This is a genomic window from Methylobacillus caricis, from assembly GCF_020532705.1.
Taxonomy (GTDB): domain Bacteria; phylum Pseudomonadota; class Gammaproteobacteria; order Burkholderiales; family Methylophilaceae; genus Methylobacillus; species Methylobacillus caricis.
Genome location: NZ_JAJAVD010000001.1, coordinates 1,592,612 through 1,611,523 on the forward strand (window position 1 = coordinate 1,592,612; position 18,912 = coordinate 1,611,523).

Genomic DNA, 18,912 nt, shown 5'->3' on the forward strand with positions numbered 1-18,912 from the left:
TATGAAAAAATTCATCAACGAAGTGGACAACCTGCTGGTAGAAAGCCTATCCGGTTTTGCGGCAGCCCATGCTGACCTGGTGAACCTGCACCTGGAACCCCACTTCATTACCCGCAAGAAAAAAGCAGAAAACAAGGTGGCCGTCATTTCCGGTGGCGGCTCAGGCCACGAGCCTTTGCATAGCGGCTATATAGGCTACGGCATGCTGGATGCCGCCTGCCCTGGCCATGTATTCACCTCCCCCTCCCCTGACCAGATGCTGGCAGCGGCTGAAGCCGTGCATGCCGGCAAGGGCGTGCTGTTCATCGTCAAGAATTATGCCGGGGATGTGATGAACTTCGAAATGGCCGCCGAAATGCTGCCTTTTGAAAATGCCACGGTACTCACCAGCGACGATGTTGCCGTTGAGAATTCTACATACACCACTGGCCGCCGCGGCGTGGCAGGCACGGTGATTGTCGAGAAGGTCGTGGGCAGCCTGGCCGAGGCCGGGGCCGACCTCGCCGCCTGCAAGGCGCTCGGCGACAAGGTCAACAAGCGCACCGCTTCCATGGGCGTTGCCCTTACCAGCTGTACCGTGCCTGCGGCAGGCAGGCCGACCTTCGATATAGGTGAACGTGAACTGGAAATGGGCGTAGGCATCCACGGCGAACCCGGTCGCCGGCGTGAGCCCATGCGCAATGCTGATGCGATTGTTGCCGACTTAGTCGCAGCCATACTGGAAGACTTGAAGCCAGCGCGTGGCAGCGAAGTATTGCTGCTGATCAATGGCTTTGCCGCGACCCCGCTGATGGAGCTATACCTGCTCTACAACAGCACAGCCAAGCTGCTACAAGCACAAGGCCTGGTCATCAGCCGTTCATTGGTGGGCAACTACACCACCGCCCTCGACATGGCTGGTGCCTCCATCACGGTATGCCTCCTCGATGATGAAATCCGCCAGCATTGGGATAGCCCGGTCCATACAGCGGCCTTGCGTTGGCAGTGCTAAAAAAACAAAATGCTGGGAAAGTGTTAAGTGAGCTCAAGCGACCAAACGTTGATACGCTATCCCTAGCAGGATAAAAATGACAATAATAATGAAGAAGCCTGGCCAATACCTTTCATTAGTTTTATATGGCTCAGATTGGGTTCGCTTACCTGCCACTTTTTGTGGTCGTGCATTTTGTGCATGACCTGGATTAATTGGTCCCGCCTGTGAATCTGCAAGCTCCTGCCCTGCATCTTCTCCAAACTCTTCATGGAACCAAGCCTCATCAACCTCAAATTGTCCGGCTCGATATGCTTCAATTAGCTTGAGTGCATCTTCCGCCTGCTGGGCATTGACCCTGATCGCCACTTTCCCGGGAACACTGGGAAATGGCGAGTTCATAGAGAATTCATCGGCACTCAACGCATCGGTATCAATCCCCGCCGACTGCAAAAAACCCACCAAGAGTTTGGCTTCAATGAGTCCAGCCTGGGCAACTTCAGTCATCTTTTCTTGAAGCGCAAGACCATCGGAAATAACGGGTGGATCAGCGAAATCATTCGCCCCACCGTCAAGGATTATTCGACGACGCCTGAGCTCGTTCTTGGCAACCGACAAGGCCAATTCAGTCAAATTACCTGACCTGACCAGGCGAACAACCTCCTCATCAGAGTAGGAATCATAAAGGACAACCAGATGATCACGGGTAATTTCCATGCCTGCCTTGCTTTTGTAATTAATACCCAGCTCAAAGTAGCTTCGTGCCCTTGGGCACTGGTTTATCCGGCACACACAAGGCTACTGCACCATGTTCATCATGAAACCCCGTCACCAGACATTGCGACTGGACCGGGCCGATCTGTTTGGCAGGAAAGTTCACCACTGCCACCACCTGCTTGCCGACCAACCCCCCAGGCTGGTAATGCTCCGTGACCTGGGCACTGGATTTCAGCACGCCTATCTCCGGGCCAAAATCCACATGCAAGATATAAGCGGGCTTGCGAGCTTCGGCAAATACTTCTGCCGACACCACCTCTCCCACCCGCAACTCAACCTTGAGAAAATCCTCAAAACTGATTTCGCTCATGAGCTCAGGCCTTCTTCACAAACTCCGACTTCAACTTCATTGCGCCAATGCCGTCGATCTTGCAGTCGATATTGTGGTCACTATCCACCAGGCGGATGTTCTTCACTTTGGTGCCCACCTTCACTACCAGTGAGGACCCCTTCACCTTAAGGTCCTTGATCACAGTTATCGTATCGCCATCCTGCAGCAGGTTGCCATTGGCATCCTTCACCACAAACCCGCTCGGTGCTGCTTCATCGCCAGCAGAGGTCCACTCATGCGCGCATTCAGGACAGACATATAAATTGCCGTCCTCATAGGTATAACTTGAATTACATAAGGGACAATTTGGAAGCTCACTCATTTTTGATCAATCTCTTAATTTAATTGGTGTATATGCCAACCCACCATAGACAGAAGGCATGCCTTTTGACCTATCCAGCCTGGAATCAGCTTTAGGCAATGCAATCCTATTTTGCCCAAACAGCAGAGAACAGCCTTCTTTCCATCATCAGCCGGCCTGCTTCTGATGATTACTCTTACTCTGAATCATGTTGATACGTCAGTCGACAGTAAAATGGATAAGTTTTTTCGTTCCTGAGGAATGCACAACCACGTTTAATTTCATTCGTGATTAAATCACAACTGTTCATTAAGTTGCATGGTGGATGTGTCGCAGGGCTAACATTGATGCACCATTTCACTAAAATTTCAGAATGCTTTTTACCTATCTCACTGAGGCAGCTCTTTTCCCCTGCCTGGACAATCGATGTTGAGAAAATAAATATAAACGTAGACAGGATAATATTGATCTTCATAAAAAACTTTGTTCAGTCAGTTAAAAGGGCTAATAATCAAATCATGGGCCGGTAATTTTTGCTACTGGATTGAACTTGATAAGCCGCAGGCTCATGGATAACAGCTACCAACTTTCCTCATTCGCAGGCCTACCCATTTATGGGTGTTATACTTCGTATTCGTTATTAAAACCAGTTCCCACATGCCCAACCGCGTTGCAATACTCTTTTTATTCGCCCTATTGGCCACATCCCTGCCTGTGCTTGCCATTGACCAGATCAAGCCAGGCCAGTGGGAAACCGCTATCAAAGTACAAATGCAGGGGCTGCCCGCTATTGCACCGGAGCAATTGGAACAATTGAGGCAATTCGGAATTGAATTGCCGGTAGGAGGCAATGCGATTATCACCCAGCAGTGCATCACGCCAGAGCAGGCAAAACTCAAACAGCCACTGCTGCCGCAGACTGAAGATGGATGCAGCGTGCGCAATTACAACCACAGCGGTAACAAGGTAACGGGGGACGTATCCTGCAATGGAACAATCAAGGGGAGTGGCAAGTTTGATATGACGCTGCTGAGTGACAGCGCTTTCCAGGGTAATCTTTCCATGCAGGGCACGGCCCAGGGCCTGCCGGTCAACCAGAATTCAGAAATCAGCGGCAAATGGGTCAAGACGGCCTGTGATGCCGATATTCCAAGCTACCAACCATAACCTATATGCAACTTGAACGTATCCTACACTCCCAGGGCTTCGGCTCCCGTAAAATCTGCCGCAGCCTGATCCGCCACGGCCTCGTCTCGGTCAATGGCGAGGTATGCGACCAGCCTTTTGACGAATTTGAAACGGAAAATCTGCAATTCAGCGTGCGCGGCGAGGATTGGCAATTCCGCATACAAGCCTACCTGATGCTGCACAAGCCTGCGCATTACGAGTGCTCGCATAAGCCACAGCATCATCCCAGCATTTTCAGCCTGCTTCCTCCAGCCTTGCTGGAGCGTGGAGTGCAATGCATTGGGCGTTTGGATGAGGACACCACGGGCCTCCTGATGCTGTCTGATGACGGGCAATTCATCCACCGCATGAGTTCGCCAAAATGGAAAGTGCCTAAGATCTATGAAGTCACCACCAAGCACGCGATTGATGATGAACAGGTCAAGACACTCCTGAGCGGGGTGCAGTTGCTAGATGAGCCTGCACCAATTGCTGCTCTGGCGTGTGAAGTCATCAGTACTAACGTGCTGCACCTGACACTGGCCGAAGGCAAATACCATCAGGTGAAGCGCATGCTGGCGGCGGTGAGCAACCGCGTGGAAGCCTTGAAGCGTATCCGCATTGGTCAGCTGGAATTGCCGGAAGACCTGGCACCGGGTGAATGGCGTTGGCTGGATTCAGTCATGCTGGAGCGAATTGCCCCCACACGAAATAATTCTTAACATCACGCCAAGGCTTTTTACCGTATAATTCCCAATCCCTGCGTCAATTCCAATCGGCGCAGCGGTCTATCTACTTTTGTTTCCCCTTGCCGTCAGCCTTGATTGGAGTTATGTCATCACGTAACAGGCCGACCCAAAAATCCTTGAATATACTGGAGTTTTAGTTTGTCTTCTGAAGTGATCACTACCCAATCGAATATCCAATTTTCCGACCTTGGCCTGGCCGAACCTATACTGCGTGCGATTGTAGACGCTGGCTATACTCACCCAACGCCCATACAGGCCCAGGCTATTCCGCTTGTGCTGAGCGGTGGCGACCTGATGGCAGGCGCACAGACAGGCACCGGCAAAACGGCAGGGTTTACCTTGCCCTTGCTGCACCTGCTGCAAAAGGAAAATATCAAGAACAAGCCTGGCCAGCCTCGCTGCCTGATTCTGACGCCTACGCGCGAGCTGGCGGCACAAGTTGAAGAATCTGTGCAGACTTATGGCAAACATCTCAAGCTCAGCTCCATGGTGATGTTTGGAGGCGTGGGCATCAACCCACAAATCGAGCGCCTGAAAAAGCCCCTGGATATCCTGGTGGCTACCCCTGGACGCCTGCTGGACCACGCAACACAAAAAACGATTGACCTCTCCGCGATTGAGATCCTGGTGCTGGATGAAGCTGACCGCATGCTCGATATGGGCTTTATCCGTGACATCAAGCGTGTGCTCGCCCTGCTGCCCAAGAAGCGCCAAAATCTGTTGTTCTCTGCCACCTTCGCTGACGAGATCAAAGAGCTGGCCGACAGCCTGCTGCACAACCCTGGCTTTGTTGAAGTAGCGCGCCGCAACACTGCATCTGAACTGGTCGAACAAACTGTACACCTGGTCAGCCAGAGCCATAAGCGTGAATTCATGGCCCACCTGATCCGCAAGCACGAGTGGAAACAAGTGCTGATCTTTACCCGCACCAAGCATGGCGCCAACCGACTGGCCGAGAAACTGAGCAAGGATGGCATTGCCGCCGCAGCCATCCATGGCAACAAAAGCCAGTCAGCACGCACCAAGGCGCTGGCGGAATTCAAGGACGGCACATTGCCTGTCCTGGTGGCGACTGATATTGCCGCACGTGGCCTGGATATTGACCAATTGCCGCAAGTGGTCAACTTTGAGTTGCCCAACGTTCCTGAGGATTACGTACACCGCATAGGCCGTACTGGCCGTGCTGGCTGCACAGGCGCTGCAGTGTCATTGGTGGATACCGAAGAGCTGAAATTGCTCAAGGGCATAGAGCGCCTGATCAAGCGTGAAATTCCACGTGTTGAGGTCGAAGGCTTTGTACCAGTGGAAAAACCCTCCACTGAAACCCGCCCGCCACGCCCACCTCGTCCTGCCCAGAAAACCAGCCCGCAACAAAAAAATGGCCAGGGCCCTAGAGAAAATCAAGGCGGAAGAAACGGCCAGGCTGGAAGAAATGGAACGGCTGAAGCCAATCGCGAACCACGCCAGGGCCGGAGCCCGAACCGCCAAGGCCAACAGCCCAGGCATCAGGATAATCGCAACAACAAGAATACTCCGCAGGACAGCCAGGATAACCGGGCCAAGAAAAAACAAACTGAAGAACAATTCCTGTCTGAAGCGGCCCGCCATCAAGCCATGCCGCAAGTAGGCCTGTTTGTACCGCCGCAGCCGCCAAAACGCCAGTTCAACCCAAACAACCAGGGCACCAAGCCTAACCGCGGTCGTCGTTAATACGGGCTGCACATGGCAGCAATTACTGCACAGACAGTACTGCAGGAGACCTTCGGCTATAGTGCCTTCCGGGGCCAGCAACAGGCGGTCGTCGAGCATGTAGCCGCCGGCGGGGATGCCTTGGTATTGATGCCGACTGGCGGCGGCAAGTCATTGTGTTACCAGATTCCTGCATTACTGCGCAATGGCATAGGCATTGTAGTTTCGCCGCTGATCGCCTTGATGCAGGACCAAGTAGACGCCTTGCGCCAACAGGGCGTCCGCGCTGCCTTCCTCAACTCCAGCCTGGATCCAGAGACCTCCCGCAGCATTTATCATGCACTGGTGCGTGGCGAGCTGGATATGCTCTACATTGCTCCCGAGCGCCTCATGGCGCCAGGCTTTATCAGCACGCTGGAACAAGTGCAACAGCGCTTTGGCATTGCGCTTTTTGCCATTGATGAAGCGCATTGCGTTTCACAGTGGGGCCATGATTTCCGCCCGGAATATCGCCAGCTCACAGTGCTGCATGAACAGTTTCCCAATGTGCCGCGTATTGCCCTTACCGCCACCGCCGATACGCCAACCCGCAATGAGATAGTCGAGCGACTGGGGCTTGAACAGGCAGAGCAGTTCGTTTCCAGTTTTGACCGCCCCAATATCCGCTACCATGTGGCCCTCAAGGACAATGCACGCAAACAGTTGCAGGCCTTTCTTGAAACAGAGCATGCCAACGATGCCGGGATTGTCTATTGTCTTTCCAGGCGCAAAGTGGAAGAAACCGCCGCGTGGCTCAAGGAAAAAGGCTGGGATGCCCTGCCTTACCATGCGGGGCTGGATGCTGGCATACGGCAAGCCAACCAGCAACGTTTCCTGCGTGAGGAAGGCATCGTCATGGTAGCCACAGTGGCTTTCGGCATGGGGATAGACAAACCCAACGTCCGCTTTGTCGCACATCTGGATTTGCCAAAGAGCATGGAAGGCTATTACCAGGAAACCGGGCGTGCAGGACGTGACGGGCTGCAAGCCAACGCCTGGATGGTGTATGGCCTGGGCGATGTGGTAAGCATGCGCCAACTGCTTGATGGTGGTGATACCCCCGATGAGCGCAAGCGCCTGGAACGGCAGAAGCTGGATGCCCTGCTCGGCTATTGTGAATCGACAGGATGCCGCCACCAGGCCATATTGCGCTATTTTGGCGAACAGCACCCCGGCAATTGCGGGCAATGCGACAACTGCCTGAATCCGGTTGACACATGGGACGGTACCGAAGCAGCCCGCATGGCGCTGTCCTGCGCTTACCGCACCGGCCAACGTTTTGGCGCAGGCCACCTGATAGACGTGTTGCTGGGGAAATCTTCCGCCCAGGTGGAGCGGTTCAACCACAAATCGCTTTCCACTTTCGGTATTGGCAAACAACTGAGCCAGACACAGTGGAGCAGCGTATTCCGCCAGTTGGTGGCTGCAGGCCTGCTGGAAACAGAGATGGAAGCATTTGGCGGCCTCAAGCTGACTGAAGAGGCACGGCCGCTGTTGCGCGGAGAAACAGAGATCTGGCTACGGCGCGACGCCGAGGTGAACAAGATCAGCAAGGCTGAACGTGCCACCCGGAGCCGTGAGGCGTATGCTGGCGTGAATGATGATCCGCTCTGGCTTGCGCTCAAGGCAAAACGGCTGGAATTGGCCCGTGAACAGGAAGTACCACCCTATGTCATCTTCCACGATAGCACCCTGCTGGAAATCATGAACCAGCAGCCGGCCACGCTAACGGAAATGGGCCGCATCAGCGGTGTAGGCCAAGCCAAGCTGGCCCGTTATGGAGATGCGTTCCTCAAGGTATTGGAAGACCATGCGAATGGAATATAGACTCAGGAGAGCATCATGCAGATTTGGGTAGATGCAGACGCCTGTCCGGTAGCCATCAAGGAAATCCTGTTCCGCGCCGCGGAACGTACCGGCATCATGGTGACGCTGGTCGCCAACAAATTACTGCGTGTTCCGCCCTCTCCCCACATTCGCGCATTGCAGGTACCAGGCGGGTTTGACGTAGCAGACCAGGAAATTGTGCAAAAGCTGGAATCTGGCGACCTCGTTATTACAGCCGATATCCCCCTGGCTGCCGAGGTGATTGCCAAGGGCGGCCATGCGCTCAACCCGCGCGGGGAAATGTATGACAAAGGCAGCATAGGGGAGCGTCTGGCCATGCGCCACTTCATGGAAGATCTTCGCAGCAGTGGCGTAGAACTTGGCGGCCCCTCCTCGTTCAGCCAATCTGACCGTCAGGCATTTGCGGCCGCACTTGATCGTTTTATCGCGCGTCAACCTTGAACCACTCCCTGAAAAGCATTTTGGAAAACATGATTATGAAGCATGCATGGCTACTCGTTTTATCCCTTGCGCTAGCTGCCTGTAACGGCACCAGTACTCCCAAAGGCATTCAGCCCGTCAGTGACTTCAAACCGGATCAATACCTGGGTCTATGGTATGAAATAGCCAGGCTGGATCACTCCTTCGAGCGTGGGCTGGAACAAGTCACAGCCACCTACAGCAAAGCCGACGATGGCAGTATCAAGGTAATCAACCGTGGCTATAACACCAAGAAAATGCAGTGGAATGAAGCAGAAGGCAAAGCTTACTTCGTCAATACGCCCGACATAGGCAAACTCAAGGTCTCGTTCTTCGGCCCGTTCTATGGGGCTTACAATATTTTTGTGCTGGATAAGGTGAATTACAATTTTGCCATGGTGGCCGGCCCTGACCGCGATTACCTGTGGATACTTTCACGCACGCCACAGCTATCATTCCCGGTCAAGGCAGAGCTGGTGTCACGCGCACAGGCCTTGGGCTTTGATACCAGCAAGCTGATCTATGTCAATCATGACGCAATGGAATCAATAAAAATCCCGCATGGTTCAACCATGCGGGATTGAGCTGTAACTCGTCTCCAGAGTGATTAACTCTTGACGATCAGGTTGTTCTTGACGGATTTAACTCCTTCAATCGACTTGGCAATTTCACCCGCCCTCGTCACTTGTGCCTTGTTGTTCACAAAACCGCTCAACTGGACCACGCCCTTGAAGGTTTCAACACTGACCTGCAAACCACTGAATCCCTCTTCCTTGAGGATGCTGGCCTTCACCTTGGTAGTGATGGTGCTGTCATCCACGACACGCCCAACTTCTTTTTTCTGCTGGGCTGACTTGTAATCGGAATATTCGGCCTGAGTCAGCTTGCCATCCTTGTTCTTGTCAGCCGCATTGAAACGCTGCTTGCTATAGAAACTGTCCTTGCCGGCCTCGGTATAATCCAAATGGCCATCACCATTGGTATCCAATTCATTGAACTGCTTGACATCAGGACTTTGGCTAGCCTCATCAGAAATGGATACTGCCATCGCCTGGGCTGCAGAAAGGCTTAAGGCAAACACCGAAAGCAAAGCCAGGGATTTTATCTCTTTAGTTTTACGCATTATGAAAGTCCTCCGTGATGTTGATTGAAATGCTAATAACATCCTACATGCGTAAGTAAATATCCTGCGTCATCTCCTCTCTGGTTATGCTGTCAGATAACGCTGACTAGGAACGGCATTTCCATAACGCTGTCATCGTGAGCTGATCCTCTGGATTTTTAAATGCAGTTTGGGTTAAAGTCGCGGGCTTTTCTTCCGATATGCATTCAGCTTGGCAAATTCAAGTCACTCAATAAAAAGGTTTTGCATGAAATTTCCCCTTTCCCCAGCTGTATTACTTCTCTCCATGACGGCGTTATTGCCGTTGCAAGCTCATGCTGAAACAGAGGAGGATGGCCGGCTCTGGCTGAACCTGACCATGGAAGGCAATTTATCAGCAGAGCACAAACTGGGTTGGTATATGGAGTTGCAGCCACGCTGGAAGGATGAAGCCAATCACTTTGACCAAAGCCTTATCCGTCCGGCGATCAATTACAAGCTGTCAGACAGGGCCAGTGTCTGGCTGGGTTACGCTGATGTACGCACTAACCTTGCCAAAGGTACCTCGCATGAACAACGCTGGTGGCAGCAATTCTTGTATACCTTTCCGGTTACTGCCTATGGAATCACCCTGACAAGCCGCACGCGGCTGGAACAAAGAAACCTGGACCTGGGTGATGACACTGGCTATCGGGTCAGGCAACTGCTGCGTGCGAGTAGGAAGCTGGAATCCAACCCATCTGTCAGCCTGCTGTTGTGGAATGAGTTATTCGTGAATGCCAACCATACGGATTGGGGTGCGCGCAGCGGTTTTGACCAGAATCGGGCATTTGCCGGGATTGCCTGGCAGGCACAATCAAATGCGCGGCTGGAAGTAGGCTATATCAACCAGTTCATCCGCGGCCAGAGCACGGACCGCATGAACCATATCCTGTCGACTTCATTGTTTATCCGCTTCTAGGACAGCCTATACGACCTTCACGTGCATAGGCACGATCGCCAGCAAGCGCACGCCCTGGCCGGGCTTACTGCTAAGCTCTATCCGGCCGCCAATGGCCATAATGCGATTACGCATGCCCGCCAAACCATGCGTAGTCTCATGCTCAGCATCTACCGTCATGCCAACCCCATTATCTTCAATTTCAAGCTTGAGGTAATCAAGTGCCACCACTATATGCACAGCCACTTTGGTGGCATGTGCATATTTACTGGCGTTATTCAGGGTCTCCTGTACCACACGGTAGGCAATGAGGTTTATAGGTTCATTCAATTCGGTTGATTCATCGGGCAGGATCACATCCATCTCCCACTGATTACGCTCGGCCATGTCATCAATCAATGAGCGTAGTGCGGGCCAGAATCCAAAAGTCGAAATCATGGATGGATGCAGGTTCTGCACCACCTGCCGCTTGAACTGAATGCCCTGATCCAGATAGCGCATGGTCTTGGACAGTTTTTCGGTGATATCCGGGTCAGTCTCCTTGAGCTTGCGCATTGTCCAGGAGATATCCATCTTGGTTGCAGTCAATATGGATCCAAGTTCATCGTGCAGCTCGCGTGCCAGTTTTTGCCGCGCCCGCTCCACATCAGCCTGGTAATCCAGAGCCATCGTCTTCAGCATACGGGTACTGGACTTGAGGCGTTCTTCATAGACATCACAATCCCGTATCAACTGCTGCCGCAGCAAATCACGGTTAGTCATTTCATGGATCAGTTGGCGGATGACCATGATCACCAGCAGGAGCAGGATGATGGCGCTGCCGATAATGGCTGTCCGTGCTACTGCCGTGGTAGTACGGCGTTTTGAAATTAGGGTGACTAGTGCCTCATTCTGCTGGTCTAGCAACAGTTGGGAATATTGCATGAACTTGGCCATTTCCAGAATACCCTGATCCAGCTTGACCAATTGCAGGGCTTCGTCCTCCTGTCCAGCCTTGAAGAATGAAAGCGAGAGCCTCATTTCTGCAGTCTTGGCTTCCAGGCTGGAATTCAATGCAAGCAACCAGCTTTGTTCCTGCTTCCCTTTCATGGTGATCGTTTTACTGGTCACCAGGCCTTCAATCTTCTTGATATTGCGACGGGCATCCTCCACCGCACGAGTGAAAGCTTCAGAGAATTCGGCCCGGCGGCTCAGCAAGAATCCACGTTGTGCACTCTCGGCACTGACCAGGCTGTTGCGCAGTTGCTCAAGCACAATGACATTTTTCTCAATCTGCTCAATCTGACGGCTCTGTTTCTCTATGGAAACCACCCAGGCGTCAGTAAATACTACCGAAAGCAATGCCAGCAGCATCGAAGCGGAAAGTACCGCAATCACCTTGCCGCCCAGGCGATTGACGATTTTTTTACTCCACGTTTTGATCCAACTGATGTTTTCTTCCATTTATCCTGGCCCTGGCTTGTCAGCCTTATCTTACAAGCTATTCAGCGCTTGTCCGCTAATTGTTTAGCTGCTTACAGCCTACAGTGTAACCCGTACATTACGCAAATATAGGAGAAGACAATGCTTCATTACACCGTCATATTTTTTGTTATTGCCCTGATTGCAGCATTCTTCGGATTTAGCGGTATTGCAGCCGGGGCTGCAGAAATTGCCAAGATCCTGTTTTTTGTCTTTCTCGTAATTACCATTATTTCCCTCGTTACCGGCATATTCAATTCTAAGTAAGTGCCGATAGATGCGCGGTAACAAGCTTGATTATTAACCATGGAGAACAATATGTTCAGCATTAATAAAGATTCTGACCTGAAGAAAAAAGTAGAAGACGTGGCTGAATCCACTCAGGATACCGCCAAGGAAGTGATTGATGAAACCAAGGCGTCTGCGCGCAAGCTCGGCGAAAAAGTGCAACAAAAGTCACGTGACAGCAAAAAAGAAGCGCTTGCCTTGCTGGAAAGTCTGAAAGACGTGCTGGATCCCGATACACACAGTTCCGCTACCGAAAATATCATCAACCAGTTATCAGAAAACTTTTCTGAATGGTCGGAATCGCTGGAGCATGAACTCTCTCGCGTCCTGGATACCAGCCGCAAGACCTCCAATAGGTGGTTACGCAAGCGCTCATTGCTCACGCTTTCACTCGCAGTAGGCGCTGGCATATTGGTAGGTTATGCCCTGAGCGGCAATTCAGACGAATAGGATCAGGCCGGGCTTGGAGTCTGGCCTCTGTTCAAAGAGGTAATGGTTTAAAGGGGGTAATGGCGGGCTTGATGATTTGACCTTGTCGCCGTAGTATCCAAGATGATAAAAATACAATTAAGGATGAGTGACCTTCATGAAAAAAATACTGTTGGTTGATGACCACAATATTGTCCGCCAAGGTTTGCGCAACCTCATTGAGCTGGAATCGGACCTTGAAGTCACCGGTGAAGCAGCCTCCGGCCTTGAAGCCATCAAGCTGGTCAGGGCCAATCAATATGACGCCGTAGTCATGGATATTGCCATGCCTGATAAAAATGGCGTGGATACCCTGCATGACCTCAGGCATGTGGCACCTGACCTGCCAGTGCTGATCCTGAGCGGTTATGGCGAAGAGCAATATGCGCTCAACCTCATGCGCAGCGGTTGCAAGGGCTACCTGTCCAAGGATGCTGAATCAGACGAGATCATCAAGGCTATCAGGACCATTGCCAATGGCAAACGCTATATTTCGGCCGAGCTTGCCGAATTGATGTCCAACGAACTCAGCAACCCCTCGGAAAAACTGTTGCATGAAACCCTCTCGGATCGGGAATTTCAGGTATTTTTCAAGCTGGCCAGCGGCCTGAGCGCGACTGAAATTGGCGAAGAGTTATGTATCAGCGTTAAAACCGTCAGCACTTACCGTACTCGCATCATGGAAAAAATGAGCTTGAAAACCAATGCAGACCTCACCTATTACGCTATCAAAAACCAGTTGATTTCCTGAGTGCCGTGCGTCAGATGATGTAGGACATTCAAGGATATAAACAGATATTAAAGCACTATAAGATGACGGCTAATGGCTACTCCATGGAATCACTAATGTCACATTCTCGCTCCACAGCAGAATTCAACCCAAGACTCATGAAAGTCTTGCTGGTTGAAGATTCACCATTGCTACGGGAGGCTATTATGGAAATCCTTTCCAGCTGTACCTCGCTTGCCTTCGCAGGAGTGGCAGTGACACAGGAAGAAGCGGTCATGCAATTGCGCCAGCAGCCGTTTGACCTGTTGCTGGTGGATATTGAATTGGCCCAGGGCAATGGTTTCGAGGTGATCAAGGCAACACAAGAGCCAGATTACCCATATCCCCGGCCAACCTACCTGATTCTGACCAACCATGCTTATGCCCAATATCGTGAACGCGCCAGGAGCCTTGGGGTAGAACACTTTTTTGACAAATCCATGGATTTTGATATTGCCATCGACACCATCGAAGCAGAGGCCTCCAAGTTCCAGAACAAACTGTCCGACTAATCCCAAACGCACATCAACCTTTTTACCCAAAGTGCATTACAGATAGAAAATCGACATATAAACATCCAGGTCCTTTGAAAATGCCGGGGGAATCTGATACGGTTCTTATCTGAATATCTGCACCTGTTTACCACACACTGTAAACAGTATGCTTACCAGCTTCGTAACTGAGGCATATTGCATGTTTTCTGCCTCTTGCTGTAGGTGAATCCAGCCTGCAGAGCCATGAAGGAACCAGAAGGCTCGCTATGTTTGATATTTCCGCCCTAGACCTCGCCCGTGTGCAGTTTGCATTCACGGTCTCCTTTCATATCATTTTCCCCGCTATTACCATCGGCCTTGCCAGCTACCTGGTGGTGCTGGAAGGCATGTGGCTTAAAACCGGAGAATCCGTCTACAAGGATCTTTACCATTACTGGCTCAAGATATTTGGCGTCAATTTCGGCATGGGAGTGGTATCAGGACTGGTCATGGCCTATCAGTTCGGTACCAACTGGAGCGGGTTCTCGGCATTTGCTGGCAGTGTTACCGGTCCCTTGCTCACATATGAAGTGCTGACAGCCTTCTTTCTTGAGGCAGGCTTCCTGGGCGTAATGATGTTTGGCTGGAGCCGCGTTGGGCGGGGACTGCATTTTTTCTCCACCCTCATGGTAGCCATTGGCACCCTGATTTCCACTACCTGGATACTCGCATCCAACAGCTGGATGCAAACACCACAAGGCTTTGAAATTGCCGATGGCGTTGTGATCCCGACGGACTGGTGGCAGGTCATATTCAATCCATCATTTCCCTATCGCCTGGTGCATATGAGTATTGCGGCTTTTCTTGCCACAGCCCTGCTGGTGGGTGCGGCAGGTGCCTGGCATTTACTGCGCAAGAATGACACCCCTGCCGTACGCACCATGCTTTCAATGGCCATGTGGATGCTGGTGGTCGTTGCACCCGTCCAGGCGATTGTAGGCGACTTTCATGGCCTTAACACCCTGAAACACCAGCCAGCCAAGATTGCAGCTGTTGAAGGCCACTGGGAAAACCACGGCGACGAAGGGGTACCATTGGTATTATTCGGCTTGCCCGATATGGAGCAGGAGAAAAACCACTATGCGCTGGAAATCCCTCATCTTGGCAGCCTGATCCTTACCCATAGCTGGAATGGCCAAATCCCGGGCCTGAAGGAATTTGCGCCTGCAGACAGACCTAATGCAACCATTATTTTCTGGTCTTTCCGTGTCATGGTTGGCCTGGGCATGTTCATGATCCTGCTTGGCCTGTGGAGCTTATGGCTGCGCAAGCAAGGGCGCCTGTATCAGCAGCAGCTCTTCCTGCGATGCGCATTATGGATGGGGCCAACCGGTATCATTGCGATCCTGGCTGGATGGTTTACCACTGAAATCGGACGCCAGCCTTGGGTGGTTTATGGCATCATGCGCACCGCGGATGCAGTTTCGAAGCATGATATTTCATCGCTTGCTGTATCCCTGGCATTGTTTATAGTGGTGTACTTTTTTGTATTCGGCATCGGCATTGGCTATCTGTTCAGATTGATCCGGCAACCGGTGATCAAGGCAGACCACCCACAAGAAGGCGGGCCTGGACAAAGCAAGCAACCGATGCGGCCTCTTTCAGCCACTGACGCGTCTTTTTCGCTTGAGGCGCCATTATCCAACCCCAAGGAATAGTGTTTCATGGACTTTGATTTACCTGTGATCTGGTTAATAGTTATTCTGTTCGCCATCACCATGTACGTGATTATGGACGGCTTTGACTTGGGTATCGGCATCCTTTTCCCTTTCGTCAAGGACAAGCATGATCGCGATGTGATGATGAATACCGTGGCACCCGTCTGGGACGGGAATGAAACCTGGCTGGTTTTGGGGGGTGCAGGGCTGATGGCAGCCTTTCCCCTTGCTTATGCAGTGGTCCTGAGCGCGTTGTATCAGCCCATCATCCTCATGCTGCTGGGCCTGATTTTCCGTGGTGTCGCCTTTGAGTTTCGTTTCAAGGCACCGGAAAAAGAACAGCACCTATGGGATAAAGCCTTCATCGGAGGCTCTATCACGACGGCATTTTTCCAGGGCGTGATTCTGGGTGCCTATATCAATGGCATACCGGTTGAGCAAAACGAGTTCGCAGGAAACGCCCTGGATTGGCTGACCCCATTTTCATTCTTTACCGGGCTAGGCGTCATGATTGCCTACGCTCTGCTAGGCAGCACATGGCTGATCATGAAAACGGACGAACACCTGCAGCAACGTATGCTGGAGTTGACACGCCCGCTGGTGGCACTAGTGATTGTAGCGCTGGCGGTCATCAGCATATGGACCCCTCTTGCCCATGAAGACATTGCGGAACGCTGGTTCAGCCTGCCCAACTTCTATTTCCTGGCCCTGGTGCCCATCCTGGTGGCAATCAGCATCTACTCCCTCATGCGCGAGCTGAAATCGGGCTATGACATGCAACCATTCATTTCCGCGCTGATCATCGTTTTACTTGGATTGTTAGGGTTGGCCATCAGCATCTGGCCCAACATCATCCCGCCTTCAATTTCAATCTGGGATGCCGCAGCGCCAGCACAAAGCCAGATATTTGCCCTGGTTGGCACATTACTGATCGTCCCCGTCATATTGGTATACACCATTTGGTCCTATCGTGTATTCAAAGGCAAGGTACGTCATGGCGATGGCTACCACTAACTCTGAAAAACAGCGCTGGATCTGGGTCAAGCGTGTGCTCTGGCTTCTACTGATCTGGACAGCCAGTGTGGGCGCCATGCTGGGGGCAGCCTATCTCATGCGCCTTTTCATGTATGCCATTGGCCTTCATTCCTGATTGCCCGGTTTGACAGCCTATCCCTGGCGTGAAAAAATCATGTAAAGTTCACAGTAACTAGGTTGGCTATTTGCCACATGATGGGGACGGCCCCATCATCACTCAACTAATTGCGGGACGACCCGATCTGCATGAAAGGGGTTTATATGTCCTGGATATATCTATTGCTGGCTGGCGTGCTTGAAGTCGGCTTCACCACCTGCCTGAAAATGTCTGAAAGCTTCACCAAGCCATTGCCATCGGCGGGCTTCCTTGTGTTTGCCATCCTGAGTTTCGTCATGCTGACCAAAGCCCTGGAGGGAATACCCCTGGGCACGGCTTACGCAGTATGGACTGGTATTGGCGCCTGCGGCACTGCCATAATAGGCATCTGGATATTTGGCGACCCGGCAGGAACCTTGCGCTTGCTGTTCCTACTGTTATTGATAGGCTCGATTATCGGCCTGAAGGTGGTGTCTTAATGATCGGACAGATGGCAAGATTATTTGTCTTGCCATTCACGCAGCACCGAAGCGTCCACGGGGGCAGCCCCTACATGCCGCAGATAATCATCCTGTAACAGCCTCATACGCAAGGCGTCACGATAGGAGCCGTTGGAAAAGAACTCTTCCTTCAGGTGCCCTTCCGCCTCAAACCCGCAACTTTCATAAATATGAATCGCAGCCTGGTTCTCTGTATCCACCACCAAGTAGACCTTGTGCAGGTTAAGCACACGGAAAGCATACCCCACCGCAATCCTTGTAGCTGACTTGGCAAGCCCGCGCCCCTGATAGTCCGGCGCTATAATGATCTGGAACTCGGCTCGGCGGTGGATATAGTTGATTTCCACCAGCTCGACCAATCCTGCCAGCTCTCCGCTTTCCAGCTGGATGATGAATCGCCGCTCATTCTGGTCATGGATGTGACGGTCGTACAAGGCCACCAGCTCATCATAGGCTTCGTACGGCTCTTCAAACCAGTAGCGCATGATGGTGTCGTTGTTGTTGAGTTTGTGCACAAAGTGCAGGTCGTTACGCTCCAGGGGACGCAGATTGATACGGTCAGCCATTAGCTGTGATCCTGAGGATGGTATATGCAGATTATAGCCGGTTGGCTTGCAGGCAAATAGTCTGACGCAAATGCATTGCAGAGCTCTCACATGATGTTCGCTAAAAGATACTGAGAGCGGGTATACGATGCAGTCAGTTCCATAGGGCGGCTTATACAAACGACGCTTCAACCGTGGCAGACTTACCTTGGCGTATGAAGTTTACCGCTACAGGATTGGGCTAAACGCCAATAACTTAGTATTTTGGAAGACCATTTCGCAACTTGAAACAGAAAGCGCAACTCAGCCTGATCTGCTGCTTCTGACGTAATCAGGTCAATCTGCATGCGGCAAGGGCAGGCCTGCCGCATTCACTGGCGACACCTTGAATCCAAGGATCGCCAGCCTTCTCAACAAACCTGACTCACCCGGCAAATGCGCCGCGCCAACTGCTATAAACATTTTATGATTGCTAGCCTGGATGGCAATACGTTGCGTCATCACCACATTACGTTCATCCAGCAATTTCACCCTAAGCTTGTCCCATAACGCTTTAGGCAGGGTATCTCCTGTCATCTGCTCATCCAGCTCGCCGACTTTACGCAAATCGCCTGCTTCGTAGGCGCTGACCAGCCGCTCGAAATCTGCCTCTTTCTCTTCCTGGCTGCGTGCCAGCACACTGCGTAACATCAGCATCTGCTCTTCCCAAGTGATGCTTTCCAGTGCACCAAAATGCTCGGTGGCGCTCTCCAGCGCCTGTACCTTTTTGCCTGCGCGCTGCGCCTGCATATAAAGCTGCACATCCAGGGTATAAGGCGATTGCGAGCTGGGCAGATCAAACACCATGGCAAGCAACCAGGGCTTCATGCGCATGGCCATATCGCGGTCGATCCCATGGAAATCAGCCAGCTCAAATACTTTCTCCAGCTCCTGCTGGCTGAGCAACTTGTCCAAGGTGGTATCCCGCATGAAATAAGGCGCCGTGTCGCTGGAAGGCAGTATTTCCATCAAGAATATTTCACTCTCTTCCACTGCCTTGGTCACAGGTTCAGCAAGATTTGTGACTCTCGGGTCATCGGTATGTATCGTGCCAAACAAATAACTGATGCTGCCTTGTTGAGATTCCAGCCTCCACAGCATGCTATGCTCAGCTGTCGAGACCCTGGCTTTATCCTGGGCGATTGCT

23 protein-coding genes are annotated in these 18,912 nt (G+C 51.9%); 16 read left to right on the top strand and 7 right to left on the bottom strand.

Translation table 11 applies throughout. The features are described from left to right. Window position 1: 1 nt before the first annotated feature. Window positions 2-991 (top strand): dihydroxyacetone kinase subunit DhaK, encoded by a 990-nt coding sequence (gene dhaK / locus LG200_RS07455; RefSeq protein WP_226756938.1) that lies wholly within the window; start codon window positions 2-4, stop codon window positions 989-991. A 33-nt stretch (window positions 992-1,024) separates the two neighbouring features. Here dhaK and LG200_RS07460 read toward each other — a convergent pair whose 3' ends face one another. Genes LG200_RS07460 through LG200_RS07470 form a run of 3 tightly spaced genes read right to left on the bottom strand, consistent with a single transcriptional unit; the run spans window position 1,025 to window position 2,400 of the window. Next, a complete protein-coding gene (locus tag LG200_RS07460) occupies window positions 1,025-1,687 on the bottom strand; it encodes a hypothetical protein (RefSeq protein ID WP_226756939.1) in 663 nt (220 codons plus the stop codon). Between the two features lie 31 nt (window positions 1,688-1,718). Next, entirely contained in the window at window positions 1,719-2,057 is a 339-nt protein-coding gene (locus LG200_RS07465) for a tRNA-binding protein (RefSeq protein ID WP_226756940.1), read from the bottom strand. A 4-nt stretch (window positions 2,058-2,061) separates the two neighbouring features. After that, window positions 2,062-2,400 carry a zinc ribbon domain-containing protein YjdM gene (locus LG200_RS07470; RefSeq protein WP_226756941.1) on the bottom strand — a complete coding sequence of 113 codons (339 nt, stop codon included), beginning with the start codon at window positions 2,398-2,400 and terminating at the stop codon, window positions 2,062-2,064. A gap of 636 nt (window positions 2,401-3,036) precedes the next feature. Here LG200_RS07470 and LG200_RS07475 point away from each other — a divergent pair. The 6 genes from LG200_RS07475 (at window position 3,037) to LG200_RS07500 (ending at window position 8,914) form a co-directional block, all read left to right on the top strand. After that, window positions 3,037-3,546: a DUF3617 domain-containing protein gene (locus LG200_RS07475; protein WP_226756942.1), complete on the top strand. Its 510-nt coding sequence runs from the start codon at window positions 3,037-3,039 to the stop codon at window positions 3,544-3,546. Between the two features lie 5 nt (window positions 3,547-3,551). Next, complete coding sequence (locus LG200_RS07480; protein WP_226756943.1) at window positions 3,552-4,268, top strand: pseudouridine synthase; 717 nt, start codon at window positions 3,552-3,554, stop codon at window positions 4,266-4,268. 165 nt (window positions 4,269-4,433) lie between these two features. Then, window positions 4,434-6,005: a DEAD/DEAH box helicase gene (locus LG200_RS07485; protein WP_226756944.1), complete on the top strand. Its 1,572-nt coding sequence runs from the start codon at window positions 4,434-4,436 to the stop codon at window positions 6,003-6,005. Between the two features lie 12 nt (window positions 6,006-6,017). Beyond that, window positions 6,018-7,850, top strand: coding sequence for a DNA helicase RecQ (gene recQ / locus LG200_RS07490; RefSeq protein WP_226756945.1), 1,833 nt, complete (start codon window positions 6,018-6,020; stop codon window positions 7,848-7,850). 15 nt (window positions 7,851-7,865) lie between these two features. After that, entirely contained in the window at window positions 7,866-8,312 is a 447-nt protein-coding gene (locus LG200_RS07495) for a YaiI/YqxD family protein (RefSeq protein WP_226756946.1), read from the top strand. Between the two features lie 35 nt (window positions 8,313-8,347). Next, window positions 8,348-8,914: a lipocalin family protein gene (locus LG200_RS07500; RefSeq protein WP_226756947.1), complete on the top strand. Its 567-nt coding sequence runs from the start codon at window positions 8,348-8,350 to the stop codon at window positions 8,912-8,914. A 23-nt stretch (window positions 8,915-8,937) separates the two neighbouring features. On the opposite strand, the gene LG200_RS07505 is transcribed toward LG200_RS07500, so the two are convergent. Then, a complete protein-coding gene (locus tag LG200_RS07505; protein ID WP_226756948.1) occupies window positions 8,938-9,453 on the bottom strand; it encodes a BON domain-containing protein in 516 nt (171 codons plus the stop codon). A 247-nt stretch (window positions 9,454-9,700) separates the two neighbouring features. Here LG200_RS07505 and LG200_RS07510 point away from each other — a divergent pair, with 247 nt between their 5' ends. Continuing rightward, window positions 9,701-10,393: a DUF2490 domain-containing protein gene (locus LG200_RS07510; RefSeq protein WP_226756949.1), complete on the top strand. Its 693-nt coding sequence runs from the start codon at window positions 9,701-9,703 to the stop codon at window positions 10,391-10,393. Between the two features lie 6 nt (window positions 10,394-10,399). On the opposite strand, the gene LG200_RS07515 is transcribed toward LG200_RS07510, so the two are convergent. Beyond that, on the bottom strand, window positions 10,400-11,815 hold the full coding sequence (locus LG200_RS07515) for a sensor histidine kinase (RefSeq protein WP_226756950.1): 1,416 nt from the start codon (window positions 11,813-11,815) through the stop codon (window positions 10,400-10,402). 120 nt (window positions 11,816-11,935) lie between these two features. Between LG200_RS07515 and LG200_RS07520 the strand changes: the two genes are divergently transcribed. The 8 genes from LG200_RS07520 to LG200_RS07555 all read left to right on the top strand — a co-directional run bounded on the left by LG200_RS07520 (window position 11,936) and on the right by LG200_RS07555 (window position 17,160). Continuing rightward, window positions 11,936-12,100, top strand: a complete 165-nt coding sequence (locus LG200_RS07520; RefSeq protein WP_226756951.1) for a DUF1328 domain-containing protein — start codon at window positions 11,936-11,938, stop codon at window positions 12,098-12,100. Window positions 12,101-12,151: 51 nt separating this feature from the next. After that, a complete protein-coding gene (locus LG200_RS07525) occupies window positions 12,152-12,571 on the top strand; it encodes a hypothetical protein (RefSeq protein WP_226756952.1) in 420 nt (139 codons plus the stop codon). 136 nt (window positions 12,572-12,707) lie between these two features. Continuing rightward, entirely contained in the window at window positions 12,708-13,340 is a 633-nt protein-coding gene (locus LG200_RS07530; RefSeq protein ID WP_226756953.1) for a response regulator, read from the top strand. 95 nt (window positions 13,341-13,435) lie between these two features. After that, window positions 13,436-13,870, top strand: coding sequence for a response regulator (locus LG200_RS07535; RefSeq protein WP_226756954.1), 435 nt, complete (start codon window positions 13,436-13,438; stop codon window positions 13,868-13,870). Window positions 13,871-14,118: 248 nt separating this feature from the next. Beyond that, window positions 14,119-15,549: a cytochrome ubiquinol oxidase subunit I gene (locus tag LG200_RS07540; protein ID WP_226756955.1), complete on the top strand. Its 1,431-nt coding sequence runs from the start codon at window positions 14,119-14,121 to the stop codon at window positions 15,547-15,549. Between the two features lie 6 nt (window positions 15,550-15,555). Beyond that, complete coding sequence (cydB, locus tag LG200_RS07545; protein WP_226756956.1) at window positions 15,556-16,563, top strand: cytochrome d ubiquinol oxidase subunit II; 1,008 nt, start codon at window positions 15,556-15,558, stop codon at window positions 16,561-16,563. Then, a complete protein-coding gene (locus tag LG200_RS07550) occupies window positions 16,550-16,699 on the top strand; it encodes a DUF2474 domain-containing protein (protein WP_226756957.1) in 150 nt (49 codons plus the stop codon). Before cydB ends, LG200_RS07550 begins: the two co-directional genes overlap by 14 nt. A 146-nt stretch (window positions 16,700-16,845) precedes the next feature. Next, entirely contained in the window at window positions 16,846-17,160 is a 315-nt protein-coding gene (locus tag LG200_RS07555) for a DMT family transporter (RefSeq protein ID WP_226756958.1), read from the top strand. A gap of 20 nt (window positions 17,161-17,180) precedes the next feature. Here the strand turns inward: LG200_RS07555 and speG are convergent, their stop codons facing one another. Next, window positions 17,181-17,747, bottom strand: coding sequence for a spermidine N1-acetyltransferase (gene speG / locus LG200_RS07560; RefSeq protein WP_226756959.1), 567 nt, complete (start codon window positions 17,745-17,747; stop codon window positions 17,181-17,183). Window positions 17,748-18,062: 315 nt separating this feature from the next. Next, a complete protein-coding gene (locus LG200_RS07565) occupies window positions 18,063-18,866 on the bottom strand; it encodes a TraB/GumN family protein (RefSeq protein ID WP_226756960.1) in 804 nt (267 codons plus the stop codon). Between the last annotated feature and the right edge of the window lie 46 nt (window positions 18,867-18,912).

Bases quoted from the DNA above. Each gene is read 5' to 3' on its own strand.
- dhaK (WP_226756938.1), top strand. From the start codon at position 2: ATGAAAAAATTCATCAACGAAGTGGACAACCTGCTGGTAGAAAGCCTA.
- LG200_RS07460 (WP_226756939.1), bottom strand. From the start codon at position 1,687: ATGGAAATTACCCGTGATCATCTGGTTGTCCTTTATGATTCCTACTCT.
- LG200_RS07465 (WP_226756940.1), bottom strand. From the start codon at position 2,057: ATGAGCGAAATCAGTTTTGAGGATTTTCTCAAGGTTGAGTTGCGGGTG.
- LG200_RS07470 (WP_226756941.1), bottom strand. From the start codon at position 2,400: ATGAGTGAGCTTCCAAATTGTCCCTTATGTAATTCAAGTTATACCTAT.
- LG200_RS07475 (WP_226756942.1), top strand. From the start codon at position 3,037: ATGCCCAACCGCGTTGCAATACTCTTTTTATTCGCCCTATTGGCCACA.
- LG200_RS07480 (WP_226756943.1), top strand. From the start codon at position 3,552: ATGCAACTTGAACGTATCCTACACTCCCAGGGCTTCGGCTCCCGTAAA.
- recQ (WP_226756945.1), top strand. From the start codon at position 6,018: ATGGCAGCAATTACTGCACAGACAGTACTGCAGGAGACCTTCGGCTAT.
- LG200_RS07495 (WP_226756946.1), top strand. From the start codon at position 7,866: ATGCAGATTTGGGTAGATGCAGACGCCTGTCCGGTAGCCATCAAGGAA.
- LG200_RS07500 (WP_226756947.1), top strand. From the start codon at position 8,348: ATGAAGCATGCATGGCTACTCGTTTTATCCCTTGCGCTAGCTGCCTGT.
- LG200_RS07505 (WP_226756948.1), bottom strand. From the start codon at position 9,453: ATGCGTAAAACTAAAGAGATAAAATCCCTGGCTTTGCTTTCGGTGTTT.
- LG200_RS07510 (WP_226756949.1), top strand. From the start codon at position 9,701: ATGAAATTTCCCCTTTCCCCAGCTGTATTACTTCTCTCCATGACGGCG.
- LG200_RS07515 (WP_226756950.1), bottom strand. From the start codon at position 11,815: ATGGAAGAAAACATCAGTTGGATCAAAACGTGGAGTAAAAAAATCGTC.
- LG200_RS07520 (WP_226756951.1), top strand. From the start codon at position 11,936: ATGCTTCATTACACCGTCATATTTTTTGTTATTGCCCTGATTGCAGCA.
- LG200_RS07525 (WP_226756952.1), top strand. From the start codon at position 12,152: ATGTTCAGCATTAATAAAGATTCTGACCTGAAGAAAAAAGTAGAAGAC.
- LG200_RS07530 (WP_226756953.1), top strand. From the start codon at position 12,708: ATGAAAAAAATACTGTTGGTTGATGACCACAATATTGTCCGCCAAGGT.
- LG200_RS07535 (WP_226756954.1), top strand. From the start codon at position 13,436: ATGTCACATTCTCGCTCCACAGCAGAATTCAACCCAAGACTCATGAAA.
- LG200_RS07540 (WP_226756955.1), top strand. From the start codon at position 14,119: ATGTTTGATATTTCCGCCCTAGACCTCGCCCGTGTGCAGTTTGCATTC.
- cydB (WP_226756956.1), top strand. From the start codon at position 15,556: ATGGACTTTGATTTACCTGTGATCTGGTTAATAGTTATTCTGTTCGCC.
- LG200_RS07550 (WP_226756957.1), top strand. From the start codon at position 16,550: ATGGCTACCACTAACTCTGAAAAACAGCGCTGGATCTGGGTCAAGCGT.
- LG200_RS07555 (WP_226756958.1), top strand. From the start codon at position 16,846: ATGTCCTGGATATATCTATTGCTGGCTGGCGTGCTTGAAGTCGGCTTC.
- speG (WP_226756959.1), bottom strand. From the start codon at position 17,747: ATGGCTGACCGTATCAATCTGCGTCCCCTGGAGCGTAACGACCTGCAC.
- LG200_RS07565 (WP_226756960.1), bottom strand. From the start codon at position 18,866: ATGCTGTGGAGGCTGGAATCTCAACAAGGCAGCATCAGTTATTTGTTT.